The organism is Sphingomonas sp. (assembly GCF_035555815.1).
In the GTDB taxonomy this organism is placed as follows: domain Bacteria; phylum Pseudomonadota; class Alphaproteobacteria; order Sphingomonadales; family Sphingomonadaceae; genus Sphingomonas.
The window spans coordinates 15122-31435 of sequence record NZ_DATMGG010000025.1 but is presented as its reverse complement, the minus strand read 5'-3'; the positions used below and the strand labels follow the sequence as shown (position 1 = coordinate 31435).

Annotated in this window: 19 protein-coding genes and 1 tRNA gene; 14 read left to right on the top strand and 6 right to left on the bottom strand. The window is 69.2% G+C overall.

What is annotated here, in order from left to right:
* The 11 genes from VNR91_RS01510 to VNR91_RS01460 all read left to right on the top strand — a co-directional run.
* Positions 1–920, top strand: a 920-nt coding sequence (locus VNR91_RS01510; RefSeq protein WP_325489026.1) for an NADPH:quinone oxidoreductase family protein, incomplete at its 5' end; no start/stop codon positions are given.
* 230 nt (positions 921–1150) lie between these two features.
* Positions 1151–1474: a DUF1476 domain-containing protein gene (locus VNR91_RS01505; protein ID WP_325489025.1), complete on the top strand. Its 324-nt coding sequence runs from the start codon at positions 1151–1153 to the stop codon at positions 1472–1474.
* Positions 1475–1476: 2 nt separating this feature from the next.
* Entirely contained in the window at positions 1477–1716 is a 240-nt protein-coding gene (locus VNR91_RS01500) for a BolA/IbaG family iron-sulfur metabolism protein (RefSeq protein ID WP_325489024.1), read from the top strand.
* Positions 1717–1720: 4 nt separating this feature from the next.
* Positions 1721–2050: a Grx4 family monothiol glutaredoxin gene (gene grxD / locus VNR91_RS01495; protein ID WP_325489023.1), complete on the top strand. Its 330-nt coding sequence runs from the start codon at positions 1721–1723 to the stop codon at positions 2048–2050.
* 9 nt (positions 2051–2059) lie between these two features.
* Positions 2060–3358: a glycosyltransferase gene (locus VNR91_RS01490; RefSeq protein ID WP_325489022.1), complete on the top strand. Its 1299-nt coding sequence runs from the start codon at positions 2060–2062 to the stop codon at positions 3356–3358.
* Between the two features lie 320 nt (positions 3359–3678).
* Positions 3679–4047, top strand: coding sequence for a BlaI/MecI/CopY family transcriptional regulator (locus VNR91_RS01485; protein ID WP_325489021.1), 369 nt, complete (start codon positions 3679–3681; stop codon positions 4045–4047).
* The gene (locus VNR91_RS01480) at positions 4044–5654 is read left to right on the top strand and encodes a M56 family metallopeptidase (RefSeq protein ID WP_325489020.1); all 1611 of its coding nucleotides are present in this window, start codon (positions 4044–4046) and stop codon (positions 5652–5654) included. Before VNR91_RS01485 ends, VNR91_RS01480 begins: the two co-directional genes overlap by 4 nt.
* Positions 5655–5742: 88 nt before the next feature.
* Positions 5743–6600 (top strand): MBL fold metallo-hydrolase, encoded by an 858-nt coding sequence (locus tag VNR91_RS01475; protein WP_325489019.1) that lies wholly within the window; start codon positions 5743–5745, stop codon positions 6598–6600.
* Positions 6585–7295, top strand: a complete 711-nt coding sequence (locus tag VNR91_RS01470) for a DUF4230 domain-containing protein (protein WP_325489018.1) — start codon at positions 6585–6587, stop codon at positions 7293–7295. The genes VNR91_RS01475 and VNR91_RS01470 overlap by 16 nt, the downstream gene beginning before the upstream one ends.
* 67 nt (positions 7296–7362) lie before the next feature.
* Positions 7363–8373: a quinolinate synthase NadA gene (gene nadA / locus VNR91_RS01465; protein ID WP_325489017.1), complete on the top strand. Its 1011-nt coding sequence runs from the start codon at positions 7363–7365 to the stop codon at positions 8371–8373.
* A 37-nt stretch (positions 8374–8410) separates the two neighbouring features.
* Positions 8411–9052: a YoaK family protein gene (locus tag VNR91_RS01460; protein WP_325489016.1), complete on the top strand. Its 642-nt coding sequence runs from the start codon at positions 8411–8413 to the stop codon at positions 9050–9052.
* 87 nt (positions 9053–9139) lie between these two features.
* Here the strand turns inward: VNR91_RS01460 and ppk2 are convergent, their stop codons facing one another.
* A complete protein-coding gene (gene ppk2, locus VNR91_RS01455) occupies positions 9140–9904 on the bottom strand; it encodes a polyphosphate kinase 2 (protein ID WP_325489015.1) in 765 nt (254 codons plus the stop codon).
* An 80-nt stretch (positions 9905–9984) separates the two neighbouring features.
* Between ppk2 and nadC the strand changes: the two genes are divergently transcribed.
* Genes nadC through VNR91_RS01440 form a run of 3 tightly spaced genes read left to right on the top strand, consistent with a single transcriptional unit; the run spans position 9985 to position 12043 of the window.
* Positions 9985–10842: a carboxylating nicotinate-nucleotide diphosphorylase gene (gene nadC / locus VNR91_RS01450; protein ID WP_325489014.1), complete on the top strand. Its 858-nt coding sequence runs from the start codon at positions 9985–9987 to the stop codon at positions 10840–10842.
* Between the two features lie 47 nt (positions 10843–10889).
* Positions 10890–11339, top strand: a complete 450-nt coding sequence (locus VNR91_RS01445; protein WP_325489013.1) for a hypothetical protein — start codon at positions 10890–10892, stop codon at positions 11337–11339.
* On the top strand, positions 11336–12043 hold the full coding sequence (locus VNR91_RS01440) for a ribonuclease T2 family protein (RefSeq protein ID WP_325489012.1): 708 nt from the start codon (positions 11336–11338) through the stop codon (positions 12041–12043). Before VNR91_RS01445 ends, VNR91_RS01440 begins: the two co-directional genes overlap by 4 nt.
* Here VNR91_RS01440 and VNR91_RS01435 read toward each other — a convergent pair whose 3' ends face one another.
* The 5 genes from VNR91_RS01435 to rpsA all read right to left on the bottom strand — a co-directional run bounded on the left by VNR91_RS01435 (position 12044) and on the right by rpsA (position 16213).
* Positions 12044–12451, bottom strand: a complete 408-nt coding sequence (locus VNR91_RS01435; RefSeq protein ID WP_325489011.1) for a DUF4112 domain-containing protein — start codon at positions 12449–12451, stop codon at positions 12044–12046.
* A gap of 5 nt (positions 12452–12456) precedes the next feature.
* Entirely contained in the window at positions 12457–13893 is a 1437-nt protein-coding gene (locus VNR91_RS01430) for an ABC transporter substrate-binding protein (RefSeq protein ID WP_325489010.1), read from the bottom strand.
* 14 nt (positions 13894–13907) lie between these two features.
* A tRNA-Leu gene (locus tag VNR91_RS01425) sits at positions 13908–13994 on the bottom strand.
* A gap of 75 nt (positions 13995–14069) precedes the next feature.
* A complete protein-coding gene (locus VNR91_RS01420; protein ID WP_325489009.1) occupies positions 14070–14351 on the bottom strand; it encodes an integration host factor subunit beta in 282 nt (93 codons plus the stop codon).
* A 131-nt stretch (positions 14352–14482) separates the two neighbouring features.
* Positions 14483–16213: a 30S ribosomal protein S1 gene (gene rpsA, locus VNR91_RS01415; protein ID WP_325489008.1), complete on the bottom strand. Its 1731-nt coding sequence runs from the start codon at positions 16211–16213 to the stop codon at positions 14483–14485.
* Between the last annotated feature and the right edge of the window lie 101 nt (positions 16214–16314).

Sequence of the window (16314 nt, the reverse complement as noted above, 5' to 3'; positions counted from 1 at the left end):
GCCAGGTGGTGGTCGCGGTCAAGGCCTGTTCGATCAACTACCCCGACGTCCTGATCATCGAGGACAAATATCAGTTCAAGCCGCCGCGCCCGTTCGCGCCGGGCGGAGAGATCGCCGGCGTGGTAGAGGCGGTGGGCGAGGGCGTGACCGACTTCGCCCCCGGCGACCGCGTGCTCGCGATGGTCGGTCACAACGGCCTGGCCGAAAAGGTCGCGGTGGACGCCGCCCGGCTCTATCGCCTGCCTGAGGGGCGCAGCTTCGAGGAAGGCGCGTCGCTGCTGCTGACCTATGCCACCACCATCCACGCGCTGCTCGATCGCGGGCATCTGAAGACCGGGCAGACCTTGCTCGTGCTCGGGGCCGCCGGCGGGGTCGGGCTCGCCGCGATCGAGCTGGGCAAGGCGTTCGGCGCGCGGGTGATCGCCGCCGTCTCCTCCGAAGAAAAGGCGGCGGCCGCGAAACAGGCCGGCGCGGATGAGGCGATCGTCTATCCGCGCGCGCCGTTCGACAAGGACCAGTCGAAGGCGCTGGCGGAGGCGTTCAAGGCGGCGGTCGGGCCGAACGGCGCCGACGTGATCTACGATCCGGTCGGCGGCGACTATGCCGAGCCGGCGCTGCGCTCGATCGGGTGGGAGGGGCGCTATCTGGTGGTCGGCTTCCCCGCCGGCATCCCGCGCCTGCCGCTCAACCTGACCCTGCTCAAGAGCTGCGACGTGTGCGGCGTGTTCTGGGGCGCCTTCGCCGCGCGCGATCCGCGGGCCAATCAGGTCCATGTCGATCATCTGTTCCGGCTGTGGGCCGATGGCGCGATCGCCCCGCGCGTGACCGAGACCTTCGCCTTTGCCGACGGAGGCAAGGCGATCGCCAAGATGGCCGCGCGCGGCGCGATCGGCAAGCTGGTGGTGCGCGTCGCCGACTAAGGGCGATCGCCACTGCGATGTCGCCCCAACCTGTACCCCGGCGCAGGCCGGGGCACAGTCGCGGGGCGCCCGTAACCGCGCGATACCTCCGTCACCTCGACCTGCCCGACCGGGCCCCGGCCTGCGCCGGGGAGGATATGCGCGCGGGACGGGGGCGGGTAGCGCAACGGCGGTTGCGCGCGCCGCGTCCCCCACCTATCTCAGCGCCGACCAACAACGAGGGGCCGTGCATGACCAGTTTCGACGACCGCGAACGCGCTTTTGAGACCAAGTTCGCGCGCGACGAGGAGATGGCGTTCCGCGTGACGGCGCGCCGCAACCGGCTGGTCGGGCAATGGGCGGCGGCCAAGATGGGCCTGACCCCGGAAGAGACCGACGCCTATGCCAAGGCGGTGGTCCAGGCCGATTTCGAGGAAGCCGGCGACGAGGACGTGATCCGCAAGCTGGTCGGCGATCTGACCGCCGCCAACATCGACATCGATGATGCGGAGGTGCGCCGCGCGCTCGAGGAAGCCAGCGTCGATGCGCGCCGCCAGCTGATGGAATCCAAGTAACCATGCCGATGGAGGCCGACCAGATCGCCGCGCTGATCCGGGATGCGATTCCCGATGCGGTCGTGCGGATCGACGATCTTGCCGGCGACGGCGATCATTATGCCGCGCACGTGACCAGCGCGAGTTTCAGCGGGATGCCGCGCGTCCGCCAGCATCAGGCCGTCTATGCGGCGTTGGGCGGGCGAATGGGCGGCGTGCTCCACGCGCTTCAACTCACCACCGCCGTGCCGGCCGAGGAGTAGAGAGATGACCGACGTCAACGCCCGCATCGGCGATCTTGTGAACGGCAGCGACGTGCTGCTGTTCATGAAGGGCACGCCGTTGTTCCCGCAGTGCGGCTTTTCCAGCCGCGCCGTGGCGATCCTCCAGCACCTGGGTGCCGAATTCGATTCGGTCGACGTGCTCCAGGACCAGGATATCCGCCAGGGCATCAAGGCGTTCAGCGACTGGCCGACCATCCCCCAGCTCTATGTGAAGGGTGAGTTCGTCGGCGGTTCGGACATCATGATGGAGATGTACGAAAGCGGCGAGCTGAAGACGCTGCTGGCCGAAAAGGGGGTCGTGCAGGCGGAGTAGGAGTAGCGCGTGCTTCTCGACGCCCGTGAGCGCACTGCCGCCGGCCGCGCTGCCGCGTCCGGCGCGCCTCTCCTGATCTGCGACCTGACGCAAAGCTATTCGCCCACGGGCGGTGGCGGCATCAGCACCTATCTGCGCGAAAAGCGCGATTACGTGCTGCGTGAGACGCCGCACCACCTGCTCCAGATCGTGCCCGGCCCCGAAGACCGGATCACCGTCGATGGCCGCCACATCTTTGCGGAGGTCGGCGCCGATCCGGTGCGTGGCAGCCCCAACTACCGCTTTATCCTGCGGACCGGAAAGGTACGCGAGCTGCTGGCGGAATATCGCCCAGACGTCGTCGAATCGCTGTGTCCCTGGGTGCTGCCGTGGACCGCGATCCGCCACCGCCGCGCCTTTCCCGAAACCACGCTGGTCGCCGGCTATCGCACCGATTTCCCCAACGCCCATGTCTATCGGGTGGGGCGGGAGAAGTTCGGCGAGGTCGCCGGTCGCTTCCTCCGCCTGCTCAGCTGGGGCTATGCGGAGATCACCTATCGCGAATTCGACCACGTCTACACGCTGAGCGAGGATGCCCGCGCCCAGCTCGCGCGGAAAAAGGTCACCCGCACCAGCGTGCTGCCGCTGGGCGTCGATACCGATCTGTTCCATCCTGACCGGCGCGATCCCGGCTATCGCACCGAACTCGGCCTGCCCGGCGCCGGGCCGCTGCTCGCCTATGCCGGGCGGATCGACAATGAAAAGCGCGCCGACCGGCTGATCGCGATGTTCAAGGCGCTGCCCGCCGATCTCGGCGCCGCGATGGTGCTGATCGGCGACGGCAAGCTGCGCGCCCGGTTGGCGGAGGAGGCTCGCGGTCTGCCGATCGCCTTCACCGGGTTCGAAACCGACCGTGCCGAGCTGGCGCGCGCGCTCGCCTCATCGGATATCTACGTCTCGGCGATGGCGGACGAGACCTTCGGCATCTCGGTGATCGAGGCGCAGGCGGCGGGCCTGCCCGTGGTCGGCGTCGCCGGCGGGGCGATGGCGGATCGGGTGCCGGCGGGCACCGGCCTGCTCGGCCCGGTCGACGATACCGACGCGATGGCCGCACATGTCGTTCGGGTCTGGCGGGACGGCGCGGCGGCGATGGGCGCGGCGGCGCGCGCGATGGTGGCCGAACATTATGGCTGGCGCGCCACCTTCGCCCGGCTGTTCGACGACATCTATCCCGCCGCCTTCGCACGCACCGCGATTCGACTGGAGGAGGATGCGGCGCTGCTGTTCCCGCCCAAACGCGATCCGCGCTCGGTGACCTGTCGCCGGTGATGGTGGGGAGGGACCGGGTGCGGGCGGGACGCTCCGGAGACTGAGCGGCCCGCCCGACTAACTGAAGCGGTGGGAGCCGCTCGGTCGGGCATCGTGTTGCACCTCGCGTGCCAATTGTCGAGTGGCCACCTTTTGCGGGCATCGCGGTGGTTAACGGGAAATCGCCCCGCTGCCGGGTGTAAACCCTGCCGACACCTTCCGGTCCCGCCGCGCCCCTTCAGATGATCGACTCTTCGGCGCCGCGTTCAGCCAGCGTTCACCCTATTGACTACATTCGTAATCGCACCGAAAAGGAAGCGACGGATAAGGGAGCGAGCGTAATGGCCGAGCGCATCAGCGATGCCGAACATGCGGTGATGGAGGTGCTGTGGGACGAAGCGCCGCTCACCGCGCAGGAAGTGGCCGAACGCGCCGCCCCGGAACGCGGCTGGAGCGCCAACACCGTCAAGACGCTGCTCGGCCGGCTGCTGGCCAAGAACGTCGTCGGGCATGAGGAGGTCGGCCGCCGCTACCTCTACCGGCCGCTGGTCGCGCGCGGCGATTATGTCGAGGGCGAGTCGCGCCGGCTGATGGACCGGCTGTTCGGCGGCAAGCTGACCCCGCTGGTCGCCCATATGGCGCAGCGCGACCAGCTCACCGCCGAGGACATCGCCGAGATCGAGGCGCTGCTGAAGGACCTCAAGCAATGATCGCCTGGGCCATCGAGACGCTGATCGCCTCCACGCTGCTGATGCTGCTGGTGCTGGCGATCCGCGGGCCGGTCCGGCGCGCATTCGGGCCGGACCTCGCCTATGCGCTGTGGGCGCTGCCCGCGCTGCGCATGTTGCTGCCGCCGCTGCCCGAAAGCTGGCGACAGAGCGCCGCCGCCCCGCTGGCGCAGGCCAGCGACGTGGTGGTCGCCTACATCGCCGAACCGCTGGGAATGCCGGCGTCGGACCCGGTCGGGGCGGCGGTGTCGTCCGCCGGGCCGGACCTGTGGCTGGCGGTCCTTGTCGCCTGGGCGGTCGGCGCGGTCGCCTTCATCGGCTATCATTACGTCACCCACAGCCGGTTCTGCGCGCGGGTGCGGGCATTGGCCGGGTCGGTGCGCGTCGTCGCGGCGGGCAATGTCGAGGTGATCGAGACCGGCGCCGCCAGCGGCCCGCTCGCGTTCGGCGTCTGGCGCAAATATGTCGCCTTTCCCCGCGATTTCGCTGAACGCTATGATCCGCTGGAGCGCGATCTCGCGCTGGCGCACGAGCTTGGCCACCACGCGCGCGGCGATCTGATCGCCAACTGGGCGGCGCTTGTGGTGCTGGCGCTCCACTGGTTCAATCCGGTCGCCTGGCGCGCATTCCGCGCCTTTCGCGCCGATCAGGAAATGGCCTGCGACGCGCTGGTGCTGTCGGGCCGCGCCGCCGACCTGCGCCACGCCTATGGCCGCGCCATCGTCAAGTCGGCGCACGGCGGGGCGGTGTCCGCCGCCTGCCATCTTCACACCGTCAACGAATTGAAAGGGAGGCTGCGTATGCTCACTCGTCACGAAAAGACCTCGCGGACCCGGTTGCTCGCCGGCGGTGGGGCGCTCGCCGCGCTGACGCTGACCGCCCTTGGCGTCACCGCCTCCGGTACCCAGGCCGCCGAGCGCGTGCGGTCGGGAATCGAAAGCACCACCGGGGTCGATATCGCCAGCCTTGAGCTGCCGGTGCCGCAGGCCGCGCCCCCGGCGCCCCCGGCGCCCCCGGCGCCGCCCGCGCCCGAAGCTCCTCCCGCGCCGCATGCCGCGCCGGCTCCTGCCGAGCCTGACGTCGCCATGCGCAAGCATCGCGTGGTCGTCGTCCGCAAGAAGGATGGCGAGGTGGTGACCAGCGACTTCGAGGACCTCGGCGCGCTCTCCGAACTCAAGGGCCTCGAAAGCCTCGCGGCGCTCGGCGCCTTGCGCGATCGGCCCGACCTCAAGGATCTGAAGAACATGCCGTCGGTGGTGTCCAACCACTGCACTGGCAAGGACGGCAAGGGCAGCGACCTCGTCATCCACTCCAATGAGGGTGGCAAGCGCAAGGTGATCATCTGCACCAACCGTATCGAGGCGCGTGCCTCTGCCGCCGGTGCCGCCGCTGCCGCCGGCGCGGAGCGGGCCGCCATCGCCCGTGTCGACGCCGGGGCGATGCGCGCGCGGGCCGAGGCATCGGCGCTGGAGGGCCTGCGCCGCGCGCGGGAGAATGTCGCCCGTGCCGATATGGAGGATGCCCGGCGCGCCGCCGCGCTCGCCGGCATCGACGACGCGATCCGCGATCTGGAGACGCGCCGCAAGTGACCCTGCCGGCGAGCGGTGCCGCTCCGTGAGGGCCGGCACCGCCCGCCGCCACTTGCCCCCCGCGCTGCGAGCCGCCATCTGGGCGGACATGATCGAAGCGCTGCACGACGTACCCGAAACGCTGGAGCCGGGCGTCGTCCGCCTGACCGCGAACAATCCCTCGCCGTTCACCAACACCGGCACGCAAAGCTATGTCGTCGGCACGGCCGATGTCGCGGTGATCGATCCGGGGCCGGTCGACGAGGCCCACCTCGCGCGGTTGATCGCGGTGATCGACGGTCGCCCGTTGCGCGCGATCCTGTGCACCCACACCCACCGCGATCACAGCCCGCTCGCGGCGGGGCTGAAGGCGGCGACCGGCGCGCCGATCGTCGGGTGCGCGCCGCTCGCGCTCGATGATCTCGGCCCGCGTGCCGATGCCTCGTTTGACGGCGACTACGCCGCCGATCGCGTGCTGGCCGATGGCGATGCGGTGGCGGGGCAGGGCTGGACGCTCACCGCCGTCGCCACCCCCGGCCACACCTCCAACCACCTGTGCTTCGCGCTGGAGGAGAGCAAGGCGCTGTTCAGCGGCGATCACGTCATGGGCTGGTCGACCAGCATCGTCTCGCCGCCCGACGGCGACATGGGCGACTATATCCGCAGCCTGGAGAGGCTGATGGGGCGCGACGACCGCGTCTATTACCCCGGCCACGGCCCGGCGGTCGACAATCCGCAGCGGCTGGTGCGCGGGATGCTCGGGCACCGCAAGCAGCGCGAAGGGCAGATTCTGCGCCTGATCGAGCGCGGCACCGATCACCTCGATGCGATGGTGCCGGCGATGTATGCCGGGCTCGACAAGCGGATGCACCCGGCCGCCGCGCGATCGGTGCTGGCGCATCTGCTCGACCTGCGCGCGCGCGGGCTGGTCGACGGCGCGGAGGACGGTGCATGGCGCCTCGCCTGAACCCCGAGCACCTGCGGATGATGGCGGTGGCGGTGGTGGCGGCGATCGTCGTCGCCACCGGCGTGTGGTTCTACGACCGTTATCGCGAAGAGCGCGTTGCGACCGTGCCGGGGGAGGGCGGGCAGCCGATCACCCAGATCGTGTCGGCGCGCCTCGCCGGCGCCAGCGCGCTCAAGGTCGCCGACCTCTCGGGCACCGTCCAGAGCACCGCGTCGGACATCCGCGCGATGGGCTGGCTGCGCAGCGACCAGATCGTCAAGATGCCCTATTCCGTGTCCTATTTCGTCGATCTGTCGCGGCTGGGCGCGCGCGATCTCCAGTGGAACGCCGATACCCGCACGTTGATCGTCGACGCGCCCGATGTCGTCCCGGCGGCGCCCAACACCGATGAGGGGCGCCGGACATTGGTGCAGACCAACGGCCTGTTCGTCACGCGCGGCGCGGCGGAGGAGCTGAGCCGGTTGACCTCGCTCCATGCCGGCACCGCGGCGTCGCGTGAGGCACAGTCGCCCGAACGCATGGCGCAGGCGCGCGAACACGCCCGCCGCGCGGTCGCCGATCTGCTCGCCCGGCCGCTCGCCGCCGCCGGGCTGGGCGACGTCCGTGTCGTCGTCACCTTCCCCCCGGAACGGCGCGACCACGAACGCTGGGACACCACCCGCTCGGTTGCCGAGGTGCTCGACAACGGTTCCTGACCCGACGGAGTCTTGATCCCCGGCGCCTGGGCGTCCATCTGGGCCTTGTACGATTGAGGGCGATGACATGGACGCACGGCACGGCATTGGCGGCAATCTTGCGGGCACCGATCTGCTCGCGGAGATCGACCGGCTGCGCAAGGAACGCAACGCCGTCATCCTCGCCCATTATTACCAAAAGCCCGAATTGCAGGACATCGCGGACTTCGTCGGCGACAGCCTCGACCTGTCGCGCAAGGCGGCGGAGACCGACGCCGACGTCATCGCCTTTTGCGGTGTGCGCTTCATGGCGGAGACGGCCAAGGTGCTGTCGCCGGACAAGATCGTCGTGCTGCCCGACATGGACGCCGGCTGTTCGCTCGAGGACAGCTGCCCGCCCGAGCAGTTCGCCGCGTTCCGCGCGCAGCACCCCGATCACATCGCGCTGACCTACATCAACTGTTCGGTCGAGGTGAAGGCGCTCAGCGACATCATCGTCACCTCCTCGTCGGCGGAAAAGATCCTCAGCCAGATCCCGCTCGACCAGAAGATCATCTTCGGTCCCGACAAGCATCTGGGCGGCTACATCAACCGCAAGATGGGCCGCGACATGCTGCTGTGGCCGGGCGTGTGCATCGTGCACGAGGCGTTCAGCGAGACCGAGCTGCTCAAGCTCAAGGCCCAGCACCCCGATGCCCCGGTCGCCGCGCATCCCGAATGCCCGCCGCACGTGCTCGACCACGCCGATTACGTCGGCTCGACCAGCGGCATCCTCAACTTCGCGGTGGTCAACCCCGCCGACACGCTGATCGTCGCCACCGAACCGCACATCATCCACCAGATGGAAAAGGCGGTGCCGGACAAGACCTTCATCGGCGCGCCGGGTGCCGACGGCAACTGCAACTGCAACATCTGCCCGTACATGGCGCTCAACACGATGGAAAAGCTCTACCTCGCGCTGCGCGACCTCGAACCGCGCATCGAGATCGAGGAAGGGCTGCGGCTCAAGGCCAAGACCAGCCTCGACCGGATGCTGGCGATGGCCAGCGGCACCGTTGGCATGGGCGATCTGGGGCCGGTGCGGGTCACCGGGGACTGAACCCGCCGCCGCCGCCCGCCGGGAACGCCACCCGATCATGATCCGGCATGACCTGGACGCGCGCGCGCTGGCGATGGGGCTGTCGGCGCTGGCGGGCTATGTCGATGCCATCGCCTTCATCGCGTCGGGCGGCTATTTCGCGTCGTTCATGAGCGGCAATTCAACGCGGTTCGCGGTCGGGCTGGTCGATTCGGCCGGCCAGGCGGCGATCCCGGCGGCGCTGATCGTCACCTTCGTCGCCGGCGTGGCCGGCGGCACCGTCGTCGGGCATCGCGCCGGGGCGCGGCGCAGGCTGGCGCTGCTGATCCTGGTCACCGCGCTGCTGGCGCTGGCCGCCACGCTGGCCGATCTGCGCCACCTCTGGTCGACCGCGTTCGTGATGGCCTTCGCCATGGGCGCGGTCAACGCGGTGTTCGAGCGCGACGGCGAGACCCGCGTCGGCCTGACCTACATGACCGGCAGCCTGGTGCGGATCGGCCACGGGCTGGCCGGGCTGATCCTCGGCAAGCGGCTGGCCGGCTGGGGCGCCTATGCGCTGCTGTGGCTCAGCCTGACACTGGGCGCGATCGCCGGCGCGGTCGGCTATGCCCGGCTGGGGACGACGGCGATCTGGCTGGCGTGCGGCTGGGGCGTGGCGCTGACGCTGTTCGTGGCGACGCGGATGCGCGGGGCGGGGTAGGCGTCATTGCAAGCGCTGCGAAGCAATCCAGCGCAGCGGATGACACCCTGGATTGCCGCGGGGCTGCGCCGCTCGCAATGACGGGCCCTATTTCGCCAACCGTCCCTCGTTGATCGCCTCCATCCGGAACGGGAACAGCACGTCGGGATCGGGCGCGTCGATCTGGCCGGCGATCTTGGCCGGGGCCGCCGATCGCAGGATGTGACGGATGATCGCCTTGCGTGCCGGTTTCTTGTGATCGCTCAGCACACAGGTCCACGGCGCCACCGGGGTGTCGGTGCGTTCCAGCATCGTGTCGCGCGCCGCCGAATATTCGGCCCATTTATCCTGCGCCACCGCGTCGAGCGCGGAGATCTTGAGCGCCTTCAGCGGATTGGTGCGCCGCTGCTTCAACCGGTCGGCCTGTTCGTGCTTGCTGATGTCGAGCCAGAACTTGATCAGCGTGATCCCGCTTTCGACCAGCATCCGCTCAAAATCGGGGGCGTCGCGCAGGAACTGCGCCTGTTCGGCGGGGGTGGAAAAGCCGTTGACCACCTCCACCCCGGCGCGATTGTACCAACTGCGATTATAGATCACCAGTTCGCCGGGGGCGGGCAGGTGCGCGGCGTAACGCTGGAAATACCATTGCCCGCGCTCGCGATCGGACGGCTTCGGCAGCGCCACCACCCGCGTGTTGCGCACCGACAGGTGCTCGGTGATGACGCGGATCGCGCCGTCCTTGCCCGCCGTGTCGCGCCCTTCCAGCACGATCACCACGCGGTCGCCGCTCTCGGCCGCCGCCGCCTGCATCCGCACCAGCCCGAGCTGAAGCTGTTCCAGCTCGCTCAGATCCTTGTCGTCGTCCTTGGCCATATCGGCGATTTCCCGCTGTGCTATGTCGCGCTGGTTATGCCACAAGCGCGCGCCGGCACCAGCATGGGAGACGATCGGGCATGAAGTGGACACTGCCGGATTTCGATCTCGCCGCGTTTGTCGCCGCGACGCTGGCCGAGGATCTGGGGCGGGGGGGCGACATCACCTCTGCGGCGGTGATCCCGGCCGATGCGGTGTTCGACGGGGCGATGGACAGCCGCGACGCGATCACCGTCGCCGGCCTGCCGATCGCCGAGGCGTTCTTCCGCGCGCTCGACCCCGACGTGACGGTCGAGCCGCTGGTGCGGGACGGCGACCGGGTGGCGCCCGGCACCGATCTGATGCGCCTGTCGGGCAAGGCGCGCGCGCTGCTCACGGCGGAGCGGTCGGCGCTCAACACCGTCCAGCATCTGTCGGGCATCGCGACGATGACCCGCGCCTATGTCGACAAGATCGCCGGCACCGGCGCGACGCTGCTCGACACGCGCAAGACCATTCCCGGCCTGCGCGTGCTGGAAAAATACGCGACCCGCATGGGCGGCGCGTCCAATCACCGCATGGGGCTGTGGGATGCGGCGATGATCAAGGACAACCACGTCGCCGTCGCCGGATCGGTGGGGGAGGCGGTGCGCCGCGCCGTCGCCGCCGGCATCGCGGAGATCATCGTCGAGGTCGATCGCGTCGATCAGATCGAGCCGGCGCTGGCCGCCGGCGCCACCCGGCTGCTGCTCGACAACATGGACCCGCCGACGCTGCGCGGCGCGGTGACGCTGGTCGGCGGGCGCGTGCCGACCGAGGCGTCGGGCGGCGTGCGGCTGGAAACGATCCGCGCCATCGCCGAATCGGGCGTGAGCTTCATCAGCGTCGGGCGGCTGACCCAATCGGCTCCCGCGGCCGATATCGGGCTCGATTTCGTCGCGCGCTTGCCGGGGGCGTAGGGAACGCTATCCTCGGCACCACGGATCTTCGGGGGAGGGAGACGGACATGACACGACCGCCATCGATCGTGCGCTTCGAGCAATTCTACCTTGGCTATTGGCTGGTCGGGATCGCCAACACCGCGCTGTCGTGGCGCACCACGCTGGCGTCCGCGATGGCCAACCCCGATGTCGCCGCGCTCGGCGCCGTTTTCCTCTATGCGATGACCGCGATGGGATTCGTCATTCCGCTGCTGCTGTGGTTCTTCATCGCGCGGCGCGGCAGCACGATCGCCAAGTGGATTCTGGTGGTGCTGTTCGCGATCGGCCTGCTCGGCATTGCGCTGATGCTGGTGCGCGGCACCTTCCCCAGCGGCGTGTCGGGGGTGCTCGCCGCGCTGGCGATCGTGCTTCAGGCGGCGGCGGTGGCGATGCTGTTTCGCTCCGATACGCGCCCGTGGTTCGGTGAGGTCGATCCGCTCGATGAGGAACTGGTGACCGGGGAGCCGGGGGCATGATCCGCGTCGCGCTCTCCGTCGCCGCGCTGCTCGCGCCCGCTGCCGCCTCGGCGCAGGCCTATCGTTGCGCCGTGCCGGGCGATCTGCCCCGGCCGCGCGCCGAGGGGCCGGACACGCGCGAACCGCGCCGGGTGGTGCCGATCGGCGGCTATACGCTGGCGATCACCTGGGCGCCGCAATATTGCCACGGCAACGCGCGCGACGCTTCGGCGCGATTCCAGTGCGCCAGCGGCAATCGCTTCGGCTTTACCCTGCACGGGCTGTGGCCCGACGGCACCGGGGCGCAGTGGCCGCAATATTGCCGGGCGGCGGCGCCGCTCAGCGCCGACGTGCTGCGCAAGAACCTGTGCGCGACCCCTTCGGTGCAGCTGCTCCAGCACGAATATGCCAAGCATGGCACCTGCATGGGCGTGCCGCCCGCGCAATATTTCGCCCGCTCGACCGGCCTCTATGCCCGGCTGCGCTACCCGGACATGAACGCGCTGTCGCGCCAGTCCAACCTCACCGTCGGCCAGTTCGCCACCGCCTTCGCGCGCGCCAATCGCGGGCTGAGCGCCAGCATGATGCGCGTCACCGCCAACAAGTCCGGCTGGCTGGAGGAGGTGTGGCTGTGCCTCGACCGGCAATTCGCCTTCACCGCCTGTCCCGCGCACCAGCGCGGGCTGCGCCCGCCGGCGGGGCTCAAGATCTGGCGCGGCGCCTGATTACAGGTCGATCACCGCGCTGGCCGGGTGATGCTTGTCGAGGTGCTTGCGGATGATCCGCAGGTTGCGGGTGTTGGAGCGAAAGAAGAAATCGGGGATCGCGCCCACCCACGGGATCATCCCCAGCGCCCAGTCGACGCCGATGTTGCCGGCCATGCGCGCCACCTGCGTCTTGGACATGCCCAGGTTGCGTGCTTCCCACGCCATATAGGCGCCCATCACCGCCGCGATCGTGGTGCCGCCGAACGGCACTAGGTCCAGGATGACGTCCAGCCCGAACTGCTGCCGCGTGCCGGGAATGGTGAAGCTGCGCTCGAGCAGCTTCTCCATCACCTCTATCCGGCGGCGGATCGAGATCGGGTCGGTGCCCAGCGGAACATTCTGCATGATGGGGATCGCTTTAGCCATGGGCGTTATCTGGGGGCGGCGCGCAGGTGGTTCAATGGATGGAACGCGCGCGCGTTCGGCGTCCACGCGCGCAGCCGCGCCGCGACCAGCGACCAGCGCAGCGGCTGGGCGATCGGGATGAACGCGACGTCCCCGGCCAGCGCCGCGTCGGCCTCCGCCAGCCGCATCGCCCGCTCGGGCAGCGTCGGGGCGTCGCGCGCCGCCTCGATCAGCGTCGCGGCCTCTTCGCCGCACGGCTGGCACGCGGTGCGCAAATACCAGCGCGCGCTGTCATAGGGGGCGACGGCATCGACCAGCCGCAGCTCGGCCGGGGCGTCGCCGTCGACGCGCTGCGGCGAGAGGCCGACCGCGCGCAGCGCCGCCGCGATCTCGGCATAGATCAGCGTCCCGCCCGGCGCCGCCGGCACCGCGATCCGCAGCGTCACCGGGCCGGGATGGCTCTGCTGATAGTGCGCGACGCGCGCCTGCGCGGTGGCGATGCGATCGTCGGGCGCGACCGCCGTCCACGCCGGGGCCGCCGGTGGCGCGGCCGAATCGAGCTGTTCCGGCAGCACATTCTCGGCACTGCGCCAGTTCGGGGTGATGTTGCGGGTCAGCGCGGCGCGGTCGATCGCCATCGCCACCGCCCCGCGATTGATCGGATCGGCCAGGAATCCGTCGCGATTCGCCACCGCCAGCCCGAACAATCCCGCCGCCGCGTCCACCCGGATGTTGGCCGGCGCGATCCCGGCATGTTTCAGGATCGGCCAGTCGCCGATGCTACCGCCGCTGACCAGGTCGAGCTTCTTGGCCGCGAACCGCGCGATCGCCAGCGCCGCGCGTTCGCCGCGCAACCGCACGAAATCATGCGGCGACGGATCGACGGCCTCGTCGTCGGTGGCGCGCAGCGGATCGATGCCGGGGCGCAGCAGGATGCCGGGGCGCGATTCGCGCTCGATGCGGAACGGCCCGGTGCCGCCGCCGCCGCGCGGGGCGGGAATCGCCAGTTCCGGCTGGGCGAACAGCTTGAGGATGTCGGGGCGCGGGCGCGACAGGCGGATCTCGATCACCTGCGGCGTCATCGCGACGATCTCGTCGATCGCGGTGAGGTAGGGCGCCAGCGAATTGCGGCTGGCGCGTGCGATGACCCGCCGCAGCACCGGCACGACATCGTCGGCGGTGACCGCGTCGCCGTTCGGCCATTCGGCCTCGCTCAGGCGAAAGATCACGCTCTTGCCGTCGTCGATGACGATCCAGCGTTCGGCCAGCCCCGGCTCGATCCCGCCGCTGGCGTCGAATCGTACCAGCCCCTGCGCGGTGGCGTGGAGCAACATCTGGCCGGCGGGGGAGAGGGGACCGCGATTCGGATCGCCCAGCGCCGCCGGGCCGCCGATCACGCTGACTTCGACGGGCTGGTCGTCGGTGCGCCGCTGGCCGCAGCCACCCAGCGCAAGGGCAAGCATCGCCACGCCGGCGATGGTGCGGACGGCGGGACTCGAACCCGCACTCCGTGACCGGAAAGGGATTTTAAGTCCCGTGCGTCTACCAATTTCGCCACGTCCGCGCATGATATGGACCGGAGCGCGTGGCGGCGCTCGCGTCAACCCGCCGTGACGGTCGGCGGCGACAAACCGCGCGATTATCCCATGTTCAGGCGCGCGCGCATTTCCTTGCCGGGCTTGAAATAGGGCACCCGCTTGGCGTCGACGCTGACCGTCTCGCCGGTGCGCGGGTTGCGGCCGGTGCGCGCATCGCGCTCGCGGGTCGAAAAGGCGCCAAACCCGCGCAGTTCGACGCGGCCGTTGGCGATCAGCCGGCTGACGATCTGGTCGAAGAAGACATCGACGATCTTCTCGATGTCCTGATTCGACAGGTCGGGATGGTCGCGCGCGAGCAACTGGACGAGTTCGGATCGGATCATTCTACCCCCGACGGCCTCTTGCCGTTTCGCCCTACGATTCCCCCATCTATGCGAATCGTCCGGCGTTTTTCAACTTCGTATACGCTGTTGTGGTCCGGTGCGGTGGTGATCCACCGCACCGGAATCCACGATTACTTGGTTTCGGAATTGCGAGCCTTCAGCGCCTCGCCCAGGATGTCGCCCAGCGACGCGCCCGAATCCGACGAACCGTACTGCGCAACGGCCTGCTTCTCCTCGGCGATCTGCATCGCCTTGATCGAGAAGGTCGGCTTCTTCGAACGATCGAAGCCGGTGACCATCGCGTCGAACTTCTGCCCGACCTGGTAACGCTCCGGACGCTGCTCGTCGCGGTCGCGACCCAGGTCGGTGCGCTTGATGAAGCCGGTGGCGCCATCGTCGCCGACCTGCACCTCAAGGCCCGCGTCGCGCACTTCGAGCACCGTCACGGTGACGATCTCGTTCTTGTTGACGCGCGATCCGGCACCGCCGGCGCCGCCAGCCGCCGCCGCGGCGGCCGACGGGCCACCACGCTCGAGCTGCTTCATGCCCAGGCTGATGCGCTCCTTGTCCGGCTCGATCGCCAGCACCACCGCCTGGACGGTCTCGCCCTTGCGATGCAGGTTGAGCGCGTCCTCGCCCGAGATGCCCCAGGCGATGTCGGACATGTGGACCATGCCGTCGACGTCGTTGTCCAGGCCGATGAACAGGCCGAATTCGGTGGCGTTCTTGACCTCGCCCTCGACGGTCGAGCCAACCGGGTGCGCCTCGGCAAAGGCATCCCACGGGTTGGCCTGCGCCTGCTTCAGGCCCAGGCTGATGCGGCGCTTGTCCTCATCGACCTCGAGCACGACGACTTCGACTTCCTGGCTGGTCGACACGATCTTGCCCGGATGGACGTTCTTCTTGGTCCAGCTCATCTCGGACACGTGGACCAGACCCTCGATGCCCGGCTCCAGCTCGACGAAGGCGCCATATTCGGTGATGTTGGTCACGCGGCCCGACAGCTTGGCGCCGACCGGGTACTTGGTGCCGGCACCATCCCACGGATCGCTCTCAAGCTGCTTCATGCCCAGGCTGATGCGCTGGGTGTCGCGGTTGATGCGGATGATCTGCACGCGCACCGTGTCGCCGATGTTGAGCACTTCCGACGGGTGGTTGACCCGCTTGTAGCTCAGGTCGGTGACGTGGAGCAGGCCGTCGATGCCGCCCAGGTCCACGAACGCGCCGTAATCGGTGATGTTCTTGACGATGCCGTCGATCACCTGGCCCTCGGCCAGCGACTGGATCAGGCCCGAACGCTGCTCCGCGCGGGTCTCTTCCAGCACGGCGCGGCGCGACACGACGATGTTGCCGCGCTTGCGGTCCATCTTCAGGATCTGGAACGGCTGCGGGATGTCCATCAGCGGGGTGACGTCGCGCACCGGGCGGATGTCGACCTGGCTGCCGGGCAGGAACGCCACGGCGCCGGACAGGTCGACGGTGAAGCCGCCCTTGACGCGGCCAAAGATCACGCCGTCGACGCGGGTGTTCTGGGCGAACTCGCCTTCCAGCTTGTCCCATGCGGCTTCGCGGCGGGCGCGGTCGCGGCTCAGCATCGCTTCGCCGTTGGCGTTCTCGACGCGATCGACGAACACTTCGACTTCGTCACCGACCTTCAGCTCGGCCTTCTGGCCCGGCGCGGCGAATTCGCGCAGCGGCACGCGGCCTTCGGACTTCAGGCCGACGTCGATGACCGCCAGATCGTTCTCGATCGCGGTGACGGTGCCGATGACGACCCGGCCCTCGAAACTGTCGGCGGCGCCGAGCGTCTGTTCGAGAAGGGCGGCGAAATCGTCGCGGGTGGGATTGGCGGCAGTTGCCATAAAGATGTGGTTCCTGTTTCGTCGTTTTCCGGCCAGCCGGTTGTCTCCGGCGGTCTTGGCCTCACTTTGCCGTGGCGGCCGAATGCCGGTCGCGGCGTCCA